Genomic DNA, 18139 nt, shown 5'->3' on the forward strand with positions numbered 1-18139 from the left:
TTCGTCACCGTAATTCATCACGTCTCCTCGAGCCCCACGCTCGCCCGCCAGTCCTTCTTCCTGCTGAAGAACGGCTTGAACGCGAACAGCAGGAGCACCGCGCCGAGACCCAGCATCGTCAGCGCGATCGGGCGATGGATGAAGATGCCGTAATCGCCCGCGCTCATCGCGAGCGACTGGCGCAATGAAAGCTCCAGCATCGGCGCGAGCACGAGCCCGAGCGCCACGGGCGCGAGATCGTAGTCGAACTTCCTCAGCAGGTAACCGATGCCGCCCATGATCAGCATGATCCACACGTCGATCACGCTGTTCGACACCGAGTAGCAGCCGAGGATGCAGAAGCAGAGGATGCTCGGGTAGAGGTACGCGTAGGGAATCCGCAGCAGGTTTACGAACACCCCGACCAGCGGCAGGTTGAGGACGAGCAGCACGGTGTTGCCGACGTACATGCTCGCGACGAATCCCCAGAAGAGCTCGGGCTGGTCCTGGATGAGCTGCGGTCCCGGCGCGATGCCGTGCACCATCACCGCCGCGATCATCACCGCGGTGACCGGCCCCGTGGGGATGCCCAGCGCCATCATCGGCACGAACGCGCCGGTCGCGGCGGAGTTGTTCGCCGACTCCGGCCCCGCGACGCCTTCGATCGCGCCTTTGCCGAAGCGCTCGGGGTGCTTGGAGAGCCGCCGCTCCAGCCCGTACGAGACGAACGACGAGATCACGTGCGCCGAGCCCGGGATGATCCCGATCAGAAAGCCGAGCACGCTGCCGCGCGCGATGGGCTTCACCGAAGCGCGCAGCTCCTCGCGCGAAGGCATGAGCTCGCGCAGCCTGGGGGTCTTCACTTTCGGGCCTTCGCCCTGCGCCGCGGAGAGCAGGATCTCCGAGATGCCGAACAGGCCGACCGCGACCGGCACGATCCCCAGGCCGTCCCCCAGCTCGACCAGGCCGAACTCGAAGCGGGTGTAGCCGCTCATCGCGTCGATGCCGATCATGCCGCAGAGCAGCCCGACGGCGGCCATCGCGAGGGTCTTGAGCATCGACCCGCCGCTCATGTACGCGAGCACGAAGAAGCCGAGCAGCAGGAGCGCGGTGTATTCGGGCGGCCCGAAGCGCAGCGCGAACGACGCGAGCGTCGGCGCGAGCAGCATGAGGCCGATCACCCCCAGTGTGCCGGCGACGAACGAGCCGATCGCCGAGATCGCGAGCGCCGCGCCCGCGCGGCCGTTCTGGGTCATGGCGTAGCCGTCGATGCACGTCATCACCGACGCCGCCTCGCCGGGGATGCGCATCAGGATCGACGTCGTCGAGCCGCCGTACATCGCGCCGTAATACACGCCGCCGAGCAGCACCATCGCGATGATCGGGTTCAGGCCGAAGGTCGCGGGCAGCAAGAGGCTGATCCCGGCGAGCGGGCCGAGCCCGGGCATCATCCCGACGAGCGTGCCGATGATGCAGCCGGCGAAGGCATAGCCGAGGATCTGCCACTGCAGCGCCACGCTGAAGCCGAGCAGGAGGTTGTTGAACGTCTCGGCCATGATCGGCTACCAGCCTCCCGGCCCGAGCGGCAGCGGCACGTGCAGCAGCGTCCCGATGAAGTAGTACGAGAGCAGCGAGAAGCCCACCGCGACCGCGGCGACCGCGAGCGGCCTGCGCCGCTCCATCACGCCGAGAAAGAACACCATCAGCGCCACGACCGTGATGCGATAGCCGATGTGCTCGAGCGCGTAGGTGGCGACCCCGCACGCGAGCAGGATCATCGCGGCGCGCTTCGCCTCGGGCCACTGGATGTCCGCGAGCGGCCGCGACGAAAAACCCTTGAGCGCGATCAGGAGACCGGTGACCCCGAGGAACACCGCGATGATCAGCGGCGTGTATCCGGGACCGGGCTCCGACAGCGAGCCCAGCGGATACGCGCGGTTTTCCCAGCCGACGAAGACCGCGATCGCGGTCAGGACGAGGCCCGAGACCTGGTCGCTCGACAGGCGCGACCTCATCTCACTTCTTGTCTTCGACCTTGCCGACGACCTTGACCACCTGCGCGAGCCGCTGCGCATCGGTCATCCAGAACTTCTGAAAGTCCGGCGCGTCGAGGTAGTGCACGGGCGAGTTCACTTTGGCCATCATGTTCTTGAACTCGGGGTCCTCGACCGCCTTGCGCGCGGCGTCGCGCAGCACCTTCATCACCGGCTCGGGCGTGCCTTTCGGCGCGAACAGCCCCGCCCAGATCAGGTACTCGATGTCGTAGCCGCTCTCCTTGAACGTCGGCACGTCCGGGAAGTTCTCGTGGCGCTTCGGCCCCCAGCTCGCGAGCGGACGCAGCTTGCCCGCCTTGACGTGAGGCGTGATCGCCGCCGGCCCGCCGGCGGTCATGTCGACGTGGCCGCCGAGGAGCGCGGTGATCGCCGGACCGCCGCCGGTCGTCGGCACGTGGCGCATCTTGAGCTTGGCCGCGTGCAGGAACATCTCCATCGGCATGTGCAGCGCGCCGTAGATGCCCGACGACGAGTACGAGAGCTGGCCCGGCTTGGAGCGTGCGAGCGCGACGAGCTCCTTGAGCGTCTTGGTCGGCACCGAGGTGTGCACGGTGAGGATGGTCGGATCGGCGCTGATCAGCGCGATCGGCGCGAACTGGTCGAGGGAGTACGCGGGCTTGCGGTCGAAGAGCACGTCGGCGGCGGGGATCACCGAGATGCTCGAGAGCGCCATCAGGATGGTATAGCCGTCGGGCTTGGCGTTGGCGACCGCGGCGTTGCCGACCGCGCCGCCGGCGCCGGGCCGGTTGGTGATCGCCACCGGCTGTTTCAGGATCTTCTCCATCGCCGCCGCCGTCGGCCGCCCGGTGGTGTCGGCGACGCCGCCCGGCGGGAAAGGCACGATCATGGTGATCGCGCGCGAGGGATACGCCTCCTGCCCGAAAGCGGTGCCGGTGCACAGTGCGAGCAATACCGCGCTGAGTCTCTTGCGTTTCATGGCTCCTCCGTTATGACCGTTATCGGGGTCTGACCCCGTTTTATAGGGGTCAGACCCCGGTTATCCTGTTCCTCAGTTCCCCCAGTCCTTCGATCCTGCAAACCACCTCGTCGCCGGCCTGCAGATACCCTCTGGGCGCGACCACGTCTTTCCTCATCGGCTTCTTGCCGCCGAGCTCGGCGTCGGTGCCCCACGCGGTGCCGCCGGGCGTGCCGGTCGAGATCACCACGCCGGGCTTCAGCGTGACGAAGGTCGAGAAGAACTCGACGAGCTGGGCGCACGTCCAGATCATCTTCGCGGTGCTGTTGCTCTGGCGCACCTCGCCGTTCACCCGTGTGGACAGATCGAGCTTCTGCGGGTCGGGAATCTCGTCGCGCGTCGCGATGTACGGACCGATCGGCGCGCAGGTGTCGAAGTTCTTGCCCGGACCCAGGTTGTACACCGAAGAGCCGTCGGGCCGCAGCGTCACCTGGCGGTCGCGCGCGGTGACGTCGTTCATGATCGTATAGCCGTAGACGTGGTCCAGCGCGTCCGCGGCGGCGATGTGGCGGCCCGCCTTGCCGATGACGATGAGGAGCTCGGTCTCGTAGTCGAGCTTCTTCGTCACGCGCTCGTCGCGGACGATCGTGTCGTCCGGGCCGATCACGCCGAGGGACGTCTTGAGGAAGAACTCGGGATCCTTGCGCGTGACCTCGGGCTTCTCCTCGCGATGGTCCCAGTAGTTCTCGCCGCTGCACAGGATGAGCGAGGGCTCGATCGGCGCTTTGAGCTTCGCGTTCGCGAGGGGCGTGCGCGCTTTACCGCTGTCGACCGCCGCGCGCACGATCTCCAGCGCCGCATCGCCCGCGGCGATGAGCTTCGTCATGTCGGACAACGCGGCGAGGAGCCGGGTAGCGGTGCCGGGCGGCGCGGCATCGAGCAGGTCGACGACCGCATCGCCGTCGACCGCACCCAGCCTGACCGCGCCGTTGCGGTCGTATCGGACGAGCTTCATGGGCTCGTCAGTTTACGCCACGGGGTTTTCGAGCGTCCCGATCGGGTCGATCGTCACCGCCACCACGTCGCCGGGCTGGAGGAACTTCGGCGGGTCGAAGCCGATGCCCACGCCCGCGCAGGTGCCGGTCGCGATGAGGTCGCCCGGCTCCAGCGTCATCACGCGCGACAGCGTCTCGATCAGCGTCGGGATGTCGAAGATGAGCTGGCTCACGTACGCGTCCTGGCGCACTTCGCCGTTCACCTTGGTGACGAGGCGAAGCTGGTCCACGTCCTCGATCTCGTCGGCCGTGACGATCGCCGGTCCCATCGGGCAGTAGCCGTCGAGGCTCTTGCCGAGGAACCACTGCTTGTGGCTCTGCTGGAGGGTGCGCGCGGTGACGTCGTTGACGATGGTGTAGCCGTAGACGTGGTTGTACGCCTTGGCTTTCGGGATGTTGCGCCCGCCTTCGCCGATGACGACCGTCAGCTCGCCTTCGTAGTCGGTCGAGTGGGTGTAGTCGTTGGCGCTGGGGATGGACGCCTTGTCGGCGATCACCGAGCTCGGCCACTTGGTGAACATGATCGGCAGCTCGGGAATGGCGTCCTTGCCCGCGCTCGCGTCGAAGCCGCTGTTGTGGAACTCCTTCGCGTGGTCGTGATAGTTCTTGCCGACGCACAGGATGTTCCTGGCCGGACGCGGGAACGGCGCTTCGATCTTCACGCTGTCGTACGGAATGCGGTGCCCGCTCGTTTTTACGGTCTTTCGCGCACGCGAAAGACCGTTCTTTCCGAGCGCGACGAACGCAGTCATGTCCTTGGGCAGGCGGCTCGCTTTGGTGATGTCGACGATGGTGTTCGACTCGGCGTCGTGGACGCCGATGCGCGTGCCTTCGGCGTCGGAAAAAGTCACCAGACGCATGGATGCTCCTCGTTATCGATCTAAAAAGCGGGCCAGTATGCTTCGGGCCCACGGTGAGCGTCAAATGAGGTCGAACCGCGCGGGCCTTGCTCAAAGGAAAGGGAGGTTCAAGGAGGGAAACCTTGGTTTCCCTCCTTGGCGTAACCGACGTTTTATTGGGGCGGCTTCATCGCCCCAATAAAAAAAGGCGCGGTTTCCCGCGCCTTTCCTGATGCCTGGTACCCCTTACTTGCCGGAGGCCTTGTCGTCTTTCTTCTTGGCTTCGCCTTTGTCGCCCTTGGCGCCTTTGTCGTCCTTCTTGGCCGCCTTCTCGCTCTTGGCTTCGCCTTTCTTCATTTCGTCGGCCGCGAACGCGCCGCCCGCAAACGCCACCGTCATAAGACCCGCCACGAGCGCAATCATCAGCTTCTTCATTGGTAACCTCCCTCTTATGGTAAGACGGCTAACATGCCGCGCCGGAAGGTTATCACGATCCGCTGTGCCAGTTGTAGCCCTGGTCCTCCCAGTAGCCCCCGGGATGCTCGTTGGTCACGAACAGCGCCGTGATGTGCTTCGGGTTCTTGAATCCGAGCTTGGTCGGGATGCGCAGCTTCATCGGGAAGCCGTATTCGGGGGGGAGGATCTGGTCGGCGAAGCGCAGGGTGAGCTGGGTCTGGGGGTGCAATGCCGTCGGCATGTCGATGCTGGTGTAATAGTCGTCGGCGCACTTGAAGCCGACGAAGCGCGCCGTGGTGTCCGCCCCGATGCGCTGCAAAAAATCGGAAAACCGCACCCCGCTCCACTTGCCGATCGCGCTCCAGCCCTCCACGCAGATGTGGCGGGTGATCTGCGAGACCTGCGGCAGGGCGTAGAGCTCCGGCAGCGTCCACGGGCGCTTCTCCCGCACCAGGCCGCCGATCTCGAGCTTGTAGCTCGCGGGATCCACACGCCGCACTTCCTCGATCCCGTAGTACGCATTGAACGGAAACGGCTTCGTGATCGCGCTTTCCGGAAACTCGGGCGCGAGCCGGTTCGGGTCGAAGATCCAGCCCTGCACGCGGTCGTTCCAGCGCGACATCGTCCACAGCACCTTCTGCACCGATTCCTCGTTGGTCACGTCGCAGCCGGTGAGCAGCGTCAGCGCGCCGAGGCTCAAGCCCCGCTTCAGGAACAGCCGCCGCTCGAGGCTCGCGATCTCGGGCCGCGAGAACGCCTCCAGGCTGGTGGCCATCGTCCGCTTTTTCATGATCGCCCTCCGGATATCTTGACGCGCCCCGTGAACATCGACGGGAAAGTGCGCGGGACGAGCACCACCATCAGCACGTGCACCAGCACGAAGAACACGACCCCCGCCATCGCGAAGAAGTGCAGGTAGCGCGCGCCTTCGTAGTCGCCCATGAGCATCCCGAGCGCGTGGAACTGCACCGGCTTCCAGATCACCAGCCCCGAAAGCACGAGCAGGACCAGGAGCGCGATCGCGACCAGGTAGGCCGCGCGCTGCGCTGCGTTGTAGACCGAGAGGTCGGCGTGGGCGAGGCGCCCGCGCAGCGCGTCGCGCGCGTCGCGCCACACGGCCGCCGGACTCAGCGGCAGGAGCTTGCGCCTGAAATGGCCGGAGACGATGCCGTACGACAGGTAGATCACGCCGTTGATCGCGAGCAGCCACATCGCGGCGAAATGCCACTGCAGCGCCCCCGCGAGCCAGCCGCCGAGCGTCCATTCGGACGGGAACCGGAAGCCGAAGAGCGGCGACGCGTTGTAGATGCGCCAGCCGGACGCGACCATGATGAGGATCGCGAACGCGTTCACCCAGTGGGTGATGCGCACGACGAGCGGATGGATTTTGCGGTAGGGAGTGCCGGACGGGTGCATAGTGCCTCCTCGGCTGCGATGTTTGATCTTTCGTCGCAGCCGCAGGACCAGACCTTACAGTATCATCAGCGGGCGGCCGCGTCCCGCGGCGCCGCAGCCTTTCCCGAATACAAGAACTACCCGATGGCCATACTCAGGTCCGGCCTGCCCAGCTCTCCCGACCGGCGCCGCGACAACCGCCGTCAGCTCGACGTCTGGCACGTGCGCCGCGCGCGCCAGATGGAGGCGGCGATCCTCATCAGCCAGTCCTTCTTCGAGCACGTCAGCGTCGATGCGCTGCTCGAGGAAGTGCTCACGACCGCGCTCAAGGTCGTCAACGCGCGCGCCGGCGCGATTTTGCTCGCCGATCCCGAGACCCGGCAGCTCGCGTTCCGCTACGGCGTCAAGGAAAGCTCGAAAGCGCTGATCGGCAAGGCGATCCCGTGGGACCAGGGCATCGCCGGGGCGGTCTTCCAGTCGGGCCAGGCCGAGCTCATCCCCGACGCGAAACAGGATTCCCGCCACCTCGGCGCGGTCGACGAGATCACCGGTTTCACCACGCGCGACATGGTCGTGCTGCCGCTCAAGCGCTGGGAAGGCGAGGCCATCGGCGTCCTGGAAGTGCTCAACAAGGCCGAGGGCACGCTCGACGAGGAAGACGCGGCCCTGCTGTCGGTCGTGTCGGCCTTCGCCGCGATGGCGATCGAGCAGGCGCGGCTGTACGAGGAAGCCAAGCTCGCGGTCGTCGTGCGCCTGCTCGGCGACATCTCGCACGACATCAAGAACCTGCTGCTGCCGGTCACGACCGGGGCGGACCTGCTGCAGCACCACATCGACACGCTCGTCGAGGCGCTGCCGGCGAGCAAGAAGAACCTGTCGTCGCAGACCCGCACGCTCACCGGCCAGCTCCTGACCATGACGCGCAGCGCGAGCGCCCTCCTCCAGGACCGCATGAAGGGATTCGCCGACTGCGTCAAAGGCTTGTCGGCGCCGCCGCGGTTCGAGCCGCTGCGCCTGAAAGACGTGGTCGACAGCGTGGTGCGCACGCTCGAGCCGCTCGCCGCCGACCGCGGCATCGCGCTGAAGATCGAGGGCCTGGCGGAGCTGCCGCAGATCGAAGGCGACGAGCGGCGCCTGTTCAACTGCTTCTACAACCTCGTCACCAACGCGATCGCCGAAGTGCCCAAAGGCGGCTCGATCACCGTCGCCGCCGGCACGAGCCCGCTCGCGGGCATGGTGCAGGTCGCGGTGTCCGACACCGGCCGCGGAATGCCGCAGGACGTGCTCGACAGCCTCTTCACCGAGCGCGCGATCAGCCGCAAGCCCGGCGGCACCGGGCTCGGCACCAAGATCATCAAGGACGTGGTCGACGCCCACCGCGGCCAGATTTCGGTCCAGAGCCGCGAAGGCGCCGGCACCACCTTCACCCTCCTCCTGCCCGTCCGCTGAAAATCGGGGTCAGGTCCACATTTCAGCGTGAAATGTGGACCTGACCCCATTTAGCTTTCATCCGCTCGGCCACCCCGGGCTCGAGTGATTTCGACCCTCATCCCGGGCGCATCGCGGGAAGGTTGCCCCCTAAATCCGCGACGCCGGTGAGGCGCCGCCAGCCGTCGCGATCCCAGCCGACGACGCGCTCGACTTCCTTGCCGCCTGCGAAGCGCACGAGCGTCGGTGTCGCTTCGATGCCGCTCAGCCACGAGCGGTCGAGGTCGCGATCGTCGACGACTTCGACGCCCTGAGGAAATGCAGGGTCGTCCTGCGACACCGCGCGAAAGCCGGGCACGGCCCGTGCAACCGCCGCCAACTGCGGTTCGATGAGGGTGCACGTGGGACACGCGCGCTTGACGAAGACCACGAGGCCGTCGTCGAATGAGGGTGGGGTCGCCATCGACCTCTCCGCCGAAAGATGATCAGTCTAAATGATATGAGCGCATTCAAGCTTTCGCCGTTCGCATGCGCCGCCGCCCTGGCTCTCGCCGCATGCGCCGACATGGATTGGACCAAGCCGGGCGCCGACAAGGCCGCCGTATCCCGCGACATGGACGACTGTCGCGGCGCGTGGCTGCGGCGCGCCGAACCGCCCGAGGCGAAAGCATCGCAGGAGAGGACGCAGCCGGCCGTCGTCTCGCCGGGGCGTCCCGCCGGCAGCGCGAACGAGCGTTTCATCGCCGAGCACGAAGCGGTCCGGCAGTGCATGGTCGCGAAGGGCTACCAGCTCGCGCCGGCGCGCTGAACGATCGCACTGTAATATCGACGGCATGGACGCGCGCCGACGCTCCGCGTTGAAGACGATCGCGGGGCTCATCGCTGCGGGGGCGGCGATGCCGGCAACGAGCGCGAGCACCTCGATGATCACTCGACCCATCCCACGCAGCGGTGAAGCGCTGCCGATCGTCGGCCTCGGTACGTGGCAGACGTTCGACGTCGGCCCCGACGCCTCGCAGCGCGCGCCGCTCAGGGAAGTGCTGCAGACGCTGGTCGCGCGCGGCGGCAAGGTCGTCGATTCCTCGCCGATGTACGGCGAATCGGAGCGCGTCAGCGGCGACCTCGCCGCCGAGCTCGACCTGCGCGACAAGCTTTTCCTGGCCACCAAGGTCTGGACGAGCGGCCGCGAGGCCGGCATCCGCCAGATGGAGCAGTCGATCAGGCTCATGCGCGCCAAGCGCATGGACCTGATGCAGATCCACAACCTGCTCGACTACGAGACGCACACCCGGACGCTGCGCGAGTGGAAGAGCGCCGGCCGCGTGCGCTACATCGGCATCACCCACTACACCCGGAGCGCTTTCCGCGAGCTGGAGCGTCTCGTCGCGACCAGGCAGTACGATTTCGTGCAGTTCAACTTCTCGATGGCGGAGCGTGACGCCGAGGAGCGTCTCCTCCCGGCGTGCGCGGAAAGCGGCACCGCCGTGCTGATCAATCGGCCGTTCGCCGAAGGCTCGTTGTTTCGCCACGTCAAGGGCAAGAGCCTGCCGCCATGGGCGGCCGAGCTCGATTGCGCGAGCTGGGGGCAGTTCTTCCTGAAATGGATCGTCGGCCACCCGGCGGTCAACTGCGTCATCCCGGCGACGCGCAGGCGCGAGCATATGGAGGACAATGCGGGAGCGGGCGCCGGCAAGCTGCCCGACGCCGCGATACGCCGGCGTATGCTCGACTATCTGCAACAGGTCTGAGACGCGATGAGATTCATCTCTCCGATGATGCTGTGGCTGCTGCTGGCGGTGCCGCTGCTCGTCGCGCTGTATCTGTTCATTCTCCGGCGTAAAAAGCCCGTCGCGGTGCGCTTCGCGAGCGTCGCGCTGGTGCGCGAAGCGCTCGGTCCCGGCCAGCGCCTGCGGCGCCACCTGCCGCCGCTGCTGCTGCTCGCCGCGCTGACTGCGATGCTGCTCGCGGTCGCGCGTCCGACCGCGGTGATCACGCTGCCGTCGGAGCAGCGCACGATCGTGCTCGCGATCGACGTCTCGCTCAGCATGCGCGCGACCGACGTCGAGCCGAGCCGCATCGCCGCCGCGCAGGAAGCCGCGAAAGCGTTCATCGCCGAGCAGCCGCCCGACGTGCGCATCGGCATCGTGTCGTTCGCGGGCACCGCGCTCCTCGTGCAGGCGCCGACGCAGAACAAGGACGACCTCATCGGCGCGATCGACCGGCTCGACCTCCAGCGCCACACCGCGATCGGCAGCGGCCTCATCATGGCGCTCGCGACCCTTTTCCCCGACGCAGGCATCGATCTGGAGTCGATGATCTTCGGCGCCGGGCGCGATTACAAACGCGGCGTCGCGATCGACCAGGCGGACAAGACCGAAGCCAAGCCTTTCACGCCGGTGCCGCCGGGCTCGTATGCGTCCGCCGCGATCATCCTGTTGTCCGACGGACGCCGCACCACGGGACCCGATCCGCTCGACGCGGCGAAGATGGCCGCCGACCGCGGCGTGCGCGTCTTCACCGTGGGGCTGGGCAGCGCGCAGGGCGGCATGGCGGGCTTCGAAGGCTGGTCGATGTACATGCGCTTCGACGAAGAGACCCTGAAAGCGATCGCCGATGCGACGAAGGGCACTTACTTCTCCGCGTCCACCGCCGCCGAGCTCAAGAAGGTCTACCAGGAGCTCAACACGCGCTTCATGATGGAGAAGAAAGAGACCGAGATCGGCGCGCTCTTCGCCGCGCTCGCCGCGCTGCTCGCGGTGATCGCCGCGAGCCTGTCGCTCGCGTGGTCCAACCGGGTCTTTGCGTAACGGATATGAAATTCACCATCGAAACGGAACAGGAAGCTGACGGCCGGTGGCTGGCCGAGATTCCCGAACTTCCGGGCGTTCTCGCTTACGGAACAACTCGCGACCATGCCATGTCACAAGCACAGATTCTGGCGCTGCGCGTAATCGCCGATCGGCTCGAACACAACGAGACCAAACCTCAGCCCATCTCGATCGATATCGCAGCGGCATGACCGCTTGGCCTTCTTCGAAGGCACGTCACGTATAAGGTTGAAGGCGCCGGTCTCCGGGGAATCTGAATGGCCATAACCAACAAACAATCGGGCACCAACGTCGCCGAGATCGCCGACGGGATCTATCGGATCAATACACCGGTGGTGATGGAAGGCGGCCCGGGCGGGTTCTCGTTCAATCAGTACTTGATCGTCGACGACGAACCGCTGATCTTCCACACCGGGCCGCGCAAGATGTTCCCGCTCGTGCGGGAAGCGGCGGCGAGCGTGTTGCCGGTGGAGCGGCTGCGCTACGTCTCGTTCTCGCACGTCGAGGCGGACGAATGCGGCTCGCTCAACGAATGGCTGGCGGCAGCGCCGCACGCTTCGCCGCTGTGCGGCACGGTCGCCGCGCTGGTGTCGATCGACGACCTCGCGGACCGCCCGGCGCGCGCGTTACGCGACGGCGAGACGCTCTCGCTCGGCCAGCATTCGGTGCGCTGGTTCGATGCACCGCACCTGCCGCACGGCTGGGAGTGCGGCTTCCTGATGGAAGAGCGCACCGGGACGCTCCTCTGCGGCGACCTCTTCACGCAAGGCGGCGCCGATCACCCGCCCGTCACCGAGTCGGACATCCTCGGACCGAGCGAGGCGTTCCGCCGGAGCATGGACTATTTTTCTCACACCAAGAACACGCGCGCGATGCTCGAAAGACTGGCCTCCGCGAAGCCGGCGACGCTCGCCTGCATGCACGGCAGCGCGTGGCGCGGCGACGGGGCGACCCTATTGCGCGCGCTCGCGGACGCGCTCACCTCCTGAGAGCCGCCGCCAGCTCCTCGCGGTCAGGTCGACGAGGAACAGGATCAGCGCAGCGAGCGCGAGCGGCCACCAGGTTTCGCGGTCCGGAAACACTTCACCCGGCGACGGCGCATAGAGCCGTTTCAGGCCGGCGGCAAGATCGTCGGGATCGAGCATCTCGCCGCCGGTTTCTTCCGCGAGACGGCGCAGCAGGGTGAGGTTGGGGCTCAGCTCGCGGTATTCCTTCGGATAGGGCGCCACGTAGGGAACCGTCATCACCGACGACGGCGGCTGCCCTTCTCCACCCTCGGCAAAGAGCGTGACGAGATGAATGCCGCGCCCCGACGGCGTGAACCGGCCTTCGTAGCGGCCCGGCGCGCTCAGCGTGAGCGCGGCCTGCTGCGTGCTTCGATCGGATGCGGTGACGTTGCCGCGAAGCTTGAGGTCGTTCACGAAGCGGCCGTCTTCGGAGACGAAATCGGCGACCAGCCGCACCGCGTCGCCCTCGGCGTGGAGCTCCGCGCGCATGCGCGTCGGAAGGACCCGCCGCATGGTGTCGCGCGCGAGCTGTCCCGCGAGTTGCGGCAAGCCCTGCCAGCTCACCCATTCGCGGCCCCAGCGCCCGCTCAGATCCGACGTGAACGCCGCGACCCGGCCGAGCCCGTGCCGCCATGAGACGAGCAGAGGATCCTCGCCCGCCTGCATGAGCAGCTCGGCGCCCTGCTTCGGATAGGTGAGGACATAGCCGCGCAGGCGTGGCAGCGCCGCCTGCGCGATGCCGCGCAGCGGCCCGACCGGCGCCGTCACGCGCGGCGCGAAAGTCTTCTCGACCAGCAGGTCGCGCGCGACGAGCAGCGTCTCGGTGGTGAAGATCTGCGGGATCGTCCGCGGGTCGTGAGTGACGTAGCCGCGGCCCTTGCCCGCGCGCGCGATCTCGGCGAGCAGTTTGGCGTCGGAATCTTCCCCCACCGAAACCGTCGAGACGGTCACGTTCGCCTGCGCCAATTCCTGGATGAGCGGCTGGAAGTCCGCTTTCTCGGTGAGACCGTCGGAGAGCACGATGACGTGCTTGATCGCGGCCGCCTTGTCGATCATCACCCGCCGCGCTTCGACCATCGCCTTGTACATGTCGGTACCGCCGTCGGAGGTCAGTGCGGCGAGCTCCTTGCCCACCCACTCGCCGTGGCCGACGGGGCGGAACCTGAGCGCCCAGTCCCAGGCGGCGTCGAAGGCGAGGATCCCGACCTGATCGCTCGGGTTCATGATGTCCGCTGCCGCGACGATCGCCGCCTTCGCGAGGTCGAGCTTGGTGCCGCCTTGCGCGCCGATGCCCATGCTGCCCGACTTGTCGATGACGAACAGCAGCGCGACGTGAGGCAGGTCGAGGCGCGCCGGCGGACGCATGTCCACCGGCAGGACGCGTTCGAGCGGCGTGCGGAAGTACCCGCCGGCGCCGTAGCTCTGCGGACCGCCGACGACGAGCAGGCCTCCGCCGAGATCGCGCACGTAGCTCTCGATGTTCTCCATTTTCGCGTGCGTGAGGTGAAACGCGGGCACGTTGTCGAGCACGAGCAGATCGTAGGAAGCAAGCTCGGGCAGCGCGAGCGCGGTCGCTTGCGGCGCCGACGACGTCACGGCGTAGCCCTGCGCGCGCAGCACGCGCCCGAGAAATTGCTGGCTCTCGCGCTCGGAGGAAAGCAGCAGCGCCCGCGGCGCGCCTTTGACCTCCACCACGGCCTGAAGAACGTTGTTCTCCGCGAGCGTATCGTCCGCCGACTCGACGAGCAGCTCGTAACCGTGGCTGCCGCGCTCGGCGAGGCTGTCGCGAAAGCCGATCTCGTTCTCGCCCGGCTTCAGCTCGAGCTCGCGCTCGGCCGTGAGGACGCCGTCGCGCAGGAGCTTCACGCGCGCGCGCGCAGCGCCGCGGCTTTCGATCTTCGCTTCGATGCGGAAAGCTTCGCCGCTGTCCACCTGGCGCGGCACGACGAGGCCGCTCACGAACACTTCGTTGCGCGCGCGAGCAAGGGTGACGGGCAGCGTCCAGACCTGGGTGCGCTGCGCGCGCAACAGCGGGACCAGACGCGCGCTGTTGCCGCGGTTCTCGTTGCCGTCGGTCACGAGCAGAAGCCGTCCCTGGCGGCCGCCGCCGATCTGCGCGAGCCCGGCCTGGAGCGCCGCTTCCAGGTCGGTGGACTCGCGATCGAGCCGAGCGGAAAAATCCTGCGGAGGCTCGCGGCGCGGCGGCGACTCCCACTCCGGCGTGCGCGCGAACATGAGCAGTCCCGTGCGCGCATCGTCGTGCGAGAGGGGCGCGGCCGCTTCGAGGAGCTCGCGCGCTCTTTCCTGACCTTCCTGTCCGGTGCTGCGCGACACATCCACGCCGACGATGACGTCGAGCGCGCGCACGCCCTGGAGAATTTTCGGGTTCACGCAGGCGAGCGCCAGCGCGGCGAGCGCCGCGGCACGCAGCGCGAGCGGCGCGAGCGCGAGCTTCATGCGCCACGCGAGCACGCCTTCCAGCGCGAGGAGCCCGAGCACCAGGCCGAGCAGGACGGGCCACAGCGCGAAACCTGCCGCGGCGGTACCGTCGCGCGTGGACGCCGGCGGCGGTTGCGCCCCGGCCGTCGTGCGCGCGGCGATGTTCGATTCGTCCTCGTCGAAGAGATTGACCGTAAAGCGGCCGGCGCGGCCGGCGCTTCTCCACGTATAGACGCCCGTCTCGAGCGTGTCGCCGAAGATCACCGGGTTCCCGGTGACCGCGAGCTTTTCGCTGCGTCCCGACGGCGCGGCGATCTCGACCTCGCGATCGCCGGGCGGGACGAAGATCGGAAGCGCCGCCCCGGCGCGCGCGCTCTCGGCGGGAAACTCGCGCCGCCCCGGCCGGAACCATTCGAACGCGTTGTGAAACATCACCGGAAAGGCGACGCGGTACGGCAGGTCCGACGCCGTCACATCGAACCCGATATAGAGCGCCTTGAGCTTCGCGCGCTCGAACGCGACGACGAGCGGTCCCTCCTCCGACCGCGCCAGCACTACGGCGTCGCCGCCGGCCGCCACGCGCCGCGCTTGCTTCACGTGCAGATCGCCGAGGCTCAGCCCCGCGGTCACCGGGTGCTGCGCGAGCGGTGCGCTCACGCGCGGGCCTTGCATCTCGCCCTGCGCCTCGAGCGGCAGCTTCGGCGGCACGGTGCCGATGTAAATCACGTTGCCTTCGGTGAGCTCCGGCGCGGCCACGCGATCGAAGAGGAGGACGTCGTAACCGCGCGCCGCCTCCGGCTGCCAATCCGGAATCGCGGTGAGCTCCACGCGCGGAAAGAAGCGCAGCAGGTTATCGAGCGCCGGGTTACCGGGGCCGACGTAGAGCAGCCTGAGCGGCGCCGCGGCGCTCACCGTGACCGCGGCGCGATCGTCGGTCGGGAAGTCGTCTTCGAGCGCGAGTTGCGCGGTCAGCGTGCCGGCGGGTTTGCCGTCGTACGGACGAACGACGACCCTCCGCCCGCCGGGCTCGATCGTGATGTCCTCGCGCGCGAGCACGGTCTCGCCGAGCGCGAGCGTGAGCGGCGCGCGTGCGGCCCTCGTCCCGAAATTTCGCACCTGCGCCATGACCTCGAAGCGCTCCGAGCCGTCGGCGCGGCGCCTGATCTCGAGCCCGACGATGCCCACGTTCTCGGTGCCGCCGGGGATGCGGACGAAGCGCGAGCCCGGCGACTCGCGGCTGAATTCCTCGGCGCCGGCAAACGCGGCGTCGCTCACCACGACGACGCGGTCGTGACCGCCTTTCTTCAGGAACGCGTGGGCGAAGAGGATCGCGTCCCTGACGTTGCCGGACGCATCGGTCGGGCGGAGCGCGCGTGCGGCGTCCGCGAGCCGCTGCCTGTCCGCGGTGAACGGCACGATGACGCGCGTGTCCGGACCCGCGCCGATCAGCATCATGCGCTGTCCGGCGTGCAGGTCGTCGACGAGCGACGCGAGCTCGCGGCGGGCCGCGTCGAAGCGCGTGCCGCCCTGCCCTTTCGCTTTCATGCTGGCGGTGAGATCGATGACGACGATCGTGTCGCCGCGTGCGGCGCCGACGTGGAGCAGCGAGGGATCGGCGAGCGCGGCGACGAGCGCGATCGCGGCGAGCAGCTGCAGGATGAGGAGCAGATTCCTGCGCAGCAGCCAGCCGAGGCGCGTCGCGAGCGGGCGTTCCCTGGCGATGCGATCCCAGATGAAGAGCGCGGTCGTCCTCACCTTCACGCCGCGCGGCCTGAGGCTGTGCAGGAACAGGATCAGCGGCACGGCCCCGAGGGCGATCGCGAGCGCGTAGGGAACGCCCCATTCCATCAGCTCACCGCTCCGAGCTGTCGCAGCGATTTCAGGATGAAATCATCGAACGCTACGCTCGTCGTCGTGCGCAGGTAACCGGCGCCCAGGCTCGCGCAGGCCGATTCGATCTCGCGAAAATACGCCGCCAGCTCTTCCTGGAAGCGCCGCGCGAGCTCCGCGTCCACGAAGAGGCGCCGCTCGCGGCGCCCCTCCGCATCGACCAGCGCGACATCGCCCAGCACGCGCGGCTCGATGTCCTGCTCGTCGAGCACGTGAACGACGAGAACCTGGTGGCGCCTGCGTACGAGCGCCTCGACGGCGGCGCGCCAGCCCGCCGGATCGAAGAGATCGCTCGCGATCACCGCGAGGCCCGGCTGCGGAAACAGCGCAGTGAAGCGTTGCACCGCAGCCTGCAGATCGGTGGCGCCGGCGCACGTCAGCCCGTCGAGGAAACCGAACAATCGCAGGATCTGCGTACGTCCTCGGCCGAGCTTCAGCGGCGTCTGCAGCGCAGAGGAAAACGCCGCGCCGCCGACGCGGTCGAGATTCTTCAGCCCGATGTAACCCAGAGCTGCCGCGACCTTTCTGGCGTAGTCGCTCTTGCCTTCCGCGGCGGCCGGGGACGCCATGGACGCGCTCGTGTCGACCAGCAGGTAGAGGTTGAGCTCTTCCTCGGCGGTGAAGATCTTCAGCACGAGCCGGTCGAGGCGCCGGTAGATGTTCCAGTCGACGTAGCGCAGGTCGTCACCGCGCTGGTATCGGCGGTAATCCGAGAACTCGAGGCTGTGCCCTTTGCGCGAAGCCGCGTGCCCGCCGCCGGGCCCCGCCCAATCGAGGCGCTTGGCGGCGAGGTGCAGCCGCTCCAGCCGTTTCAGGAAATCGGCGTCGAAGAGCATCGGCTCCTCACGGCACTTCGGGCACCTGCCGCACGACGTCGGCGAGCACCTGTTCGGGGCTCACGCCTTCGGCATCGGCCTCGAGCTTCAGGATCAGCCGGTGACGCAGCCCGGGTACCGCCATCGAGCGGATATCTTCGAACGACACGTTGGGCCGGCCCGCGAGCAGCGCGCGCGCCTTGGCCGCGAGGATGAGCGCCTGCAGCCCGCGCGGGCTCGCCCCGTACAGCACGAAGCGGCGCGCGAGCTCGACGCCAACGCCGCTCGTATCGCGGCCGGCGTGGGTGGCGAGGATGAGGCGCACCGCATAGTCTTTCACCGCTTCGGCCAGCGGCACTTCGCGCACCCACCGGCGGATGGCGAGGATCGCCGCGCCGTCCATCACCTCGTTCAGCGGCTCCGGCGGGGCGGCCGTCGTGAGGTCGGCGATGCGCGAGAGCTGTTCGCGATTGGGATACTCCGGCAGGAGCTTGAAGAAGAAGCGGTCGACCTGCGCTTCCGGGAGCGGATAGGTGCCTTCCATCTCGAGCGGATTCTGGGTCGCGAGCACCATGAACGGGCTCTCCAGGCGATGCGCCTTGCCGCCCACGGTCACGCTGTTTTCCTGCATGGCTTCCAGCAGCGCCGACTGAGTCTTGGGCGTCGCGCGGTTGATCTCGTCGGCGAGCACGATGTTGGCGAAGATCGGGCCGCTCTGGAACGCGAAGATCTTGCGCCCCGACGCGTCGTCGGCGAGCAGATTGGTGCCGGTGATGTCCGCCGGCATCAGGTCCGGCGTGAACTGCACGCGCGAGAACGACAGGCCGAGCGTCTCGCCGAGGCTGCGCACGATCAGCGTCTTGCCCAGGCCCGGGACGCCTTCGAGCAGACAGTGACCGCCGCACACGAGCGCGATGAACACGTGCTCGATCAGCGCTTCGTGGCCGACGATGGTGCGCGCCATCTCGGCTTTGAGCTCCGCGAAGCTGCGGCCCGCGCGCTCGATGCGCCGCTCGACGTCTTCGATCGATTCCATGT

18 protein-coding genes are annotated in these 18139 nt (G+C 67.7%); 6 read left to right on the forward strand and 12 right to left on the reverse strand.

What is annotated here, in order from left to right; all coding sequences use genetic code 11:
- Positions 1-17: 17 nt before the first annotated feature.
- The 8 genes from VHP37_15705 to VHP37_15740 form a co-directional block, all read right to left on the reverse strand.
- The gene (locus tag VHP37_15705; GenBank protein ID HEX2827798.1) at positions 18-1535 is read right to left on the reverse strand and encodes a tripartite tricarboxylate transporter permease; all 1518 of its coding nucleotides are present in this window, start codon (positions 1533-1535) and stop codon (positions 18-20) included.
- Positions 1536-1541: 6 nt separating this feature from the next.
- Positions 1542-1994: a tripartite tricarboxylate transporter TctB family protein gene (locus VHP37_15710; protein HEX2827799.1), complete on the reverse strand. Its 453-nt coding sequence runs from the start codon at positions 1992-1994 to the stop codon at positions 1542-1544.
- Position 1995: 1 nt separating this feature from the next.
- Positions 1996-2970: a tripartite tricarboxylate transporter substrate binding protein gene (locus VHP37_15715; protein HEX2827800.1), complete on the reverse strand. Its 975-nt coding sequence runs from the start codon at positions 2968-2970 to the stop codon at positions 1996-1998.
- Between the two features lie 49 nt (positions 2971-3019).
- Positions 3020-3964: a fumarylacetoacetate hydrolase family protein gene (locus VHP37_15720; protein ID HEX2827801.1), complete on the reverse strand. Its 945-nt coding sequence runs from the start codon at positions 3962-3964 to the stop codon at positions 3020-3022.
- Between the two features lie 12 nt (positions 3965-3976).
- Positions 3977-4864 (reverse strand): fumarylacetoacetate hydrolase family protein, encoded by an 888-nt coding sequence (locus tag VHP37_15725; GenBank protein HEX2827802.1) that lies wholly within the window; start codon positions 4862-4864, stop codon positions 3977-3979.
- Positions 4865-5089: 225 nt separating this feature from the next.
- On the reverse strand, positions 5090-5278 hold the full coding sequence (locus VHP37_15730) for a hypothetical protein (protein HEX2827803.1): 189 nt from the start codon (positions 5276-5278) through the stop codon (positions 5090-5092).
- A 52-nt stretch (positions 5279-5330) separates the two neighbouring features.
- Positions 5331-6074 (reverse strand): molybdopterin-dependent oxidoreductase, encoded by a 744-nt coding sequence (locus VHP37_15735; GenBank protein HEX2827804.1) that lies wholly within the window; start codon positions 6072-6074, stop codon positions 5331-5333.
- Positions 6075-6085: 11 nt separating this feature from the next.
- Positions 6086-6715 carry a cytochrome b/b6 domain-containing protein gene (locus VHP37_15740; GenBank protein HEX2827805.1) on the reverse strand — a complete coding sequence of 210 codons (630 nt, stop codon included), beginning with the start codon at positions 6713-6715 and terminating at the stop codon, positions 6086-6088.
- Between the two features lie 123 nt (positions 6716-6838).
- Between VHP37_15740 and VHP37_15745 the strand changes: the two genes are divergently transcribed.
- Entirely contained in the window at positions 6839-8143 is a 1305-nt protein-coding gene (locus VHP37_15745) for a GAF domain-containing sensor histidine kinase (GenBank protein HEX2827806.1), read from the forward strand.
- A 97-nt stretch (positions 8144-8240) separates the two neighbouring features.
- On the opposite strand, the gene VHP37_15750 is transcribed toward VHP37_15745, so the two are convergent.
- Positions 8241-8585 (reverse strand): thioredoxin family protein, encoded by a 345-nt coding sequence (locus tag VHP37_15750; GenBank protein ID HEX2827807.1) that lies wholly within the window; start codon positions 8583-8585, stop codon positions 8241-8243.
- A gap of 36 nt (positions 8586-8621) precedes the next feature.
- Here VHP37_15750 and VHP37_15755 point away from each other — a divergent pair, with 36 nt between their 5' ends.
- From VHP37_15755 to VHP37_15775, 5 genes are all read left to right on the forward strand, one after another.
- On the forward strand, positions 8622-8930 hold the full coding sequence (locus VHP37_15755; GenBank protein ID HEX2827808.1) for a hypothetical protein: 309 nt from the start codon (positions 8622-8624) through the stop codon (positions 8928-8930).
- A gap of 115 nt (positions 8931-9045) precedes the next feature.
- The gene (locus VHP37_15760) at positions 9046-9870 is read left to right on the forward strand and encodes an aldo/keto reductase (protein HEX2827809.1); all 825 of its coding nucleotides are present in this window, start codon (positions 9046-9048) and stop codon (positions 9868-9870) included.
- 6 nt (positions 9871-9876) lie between these two features.
- A complete protein-coding gene (locus tag VHP37_15765) occupies positions 9877-10929 on the forward strand; it encodes a VWA domain-containing protein (protein ID HEX2827810.1) in 1053 nt (350 codons plus the stop codon).
- Between the two features lie 5 nt (positions 10930-10934).
- Positions 10935-11141 carry a type II toxin-antitoxin system HicB family antitoxin gene (locus VHP37_15770; protein ID HEX2827811.1) on the forward strand — a complete coding sequence of 69 codons (207 nt, stop codon included), beginning with the start codon at positions 10935-10937 and terminating at the stop codon, positions 11139-11141.
- A gap of 66 nt (positions 11142-11207) precedes the next feature.
- A complete protein-coding gene (locus VHP37_15775) occupies positions 11208-11939 on the forward strand; it encodes an MBL fold metallo-hydrolase (GenBank protein HEX2827812.1) in 732 nt (243 codons plus the stop codon).
- On the opposite strand, the gene VHP37_15780 is transcribed toward VHP37_15775, so the two are convergent.
- Genes VHP37_15780 through VHP37_15790 form a run of 3 tightly spaced genes read right to left on the reverse strand, consistent with a single transcriptional unit; the run spans position 11904 to position 18137 of the window.
- A complete protein-coding gene (locus tag VHP37_15780; protein ID HEX2827813.1) occupies positions 11904-16244 on the reverse strand; it encodes a VWA domain-containing protein in 4341 nt (1446 codons plus the stop codon). The two genes, VHP37_15775 and VHP37_15780, sit on opposite strands and share 36 nt — an antisense overlap.
- The gene (locus VHP37_15785) at positions 16244-17122 is read right to left on the reverse strand and encodes a DUF58 domain-containing protein (protein ID HEX2827814.1); all 879 of its coding nucleotides are present in this window, start codon (positions 17120-17122) and stop codon (positions 16244-16246) included. Before VHP37_15785 ends, VHP37_15780 begins: the two co-directional genes overlap by 1 nt.
- A gap of 7 nt (positions 17123-17129) precedes the next feature.
- Positions 17130-18137 (reverse strand): AAA family ATPase, encoded by a 1008-nt coding sequence (locus tag VHP37_15790; GenBank protein HEX2827815.1) that lies wholly within the window; start codon positions 18135-18137, stop codon positions 17130-17132.
- Between the last annotated feature and the right edge of the window lie 2 nt (positions 18138-18139).

The sequence above is a fragment of the Burkholderiales bacterium genome (assembly GCA_036262035.1).
GTDB lineage: Bacteria > Pseudomonadota > Gammaproteobacteria > Burkholderiales > SG8-41 > JAQGMV01.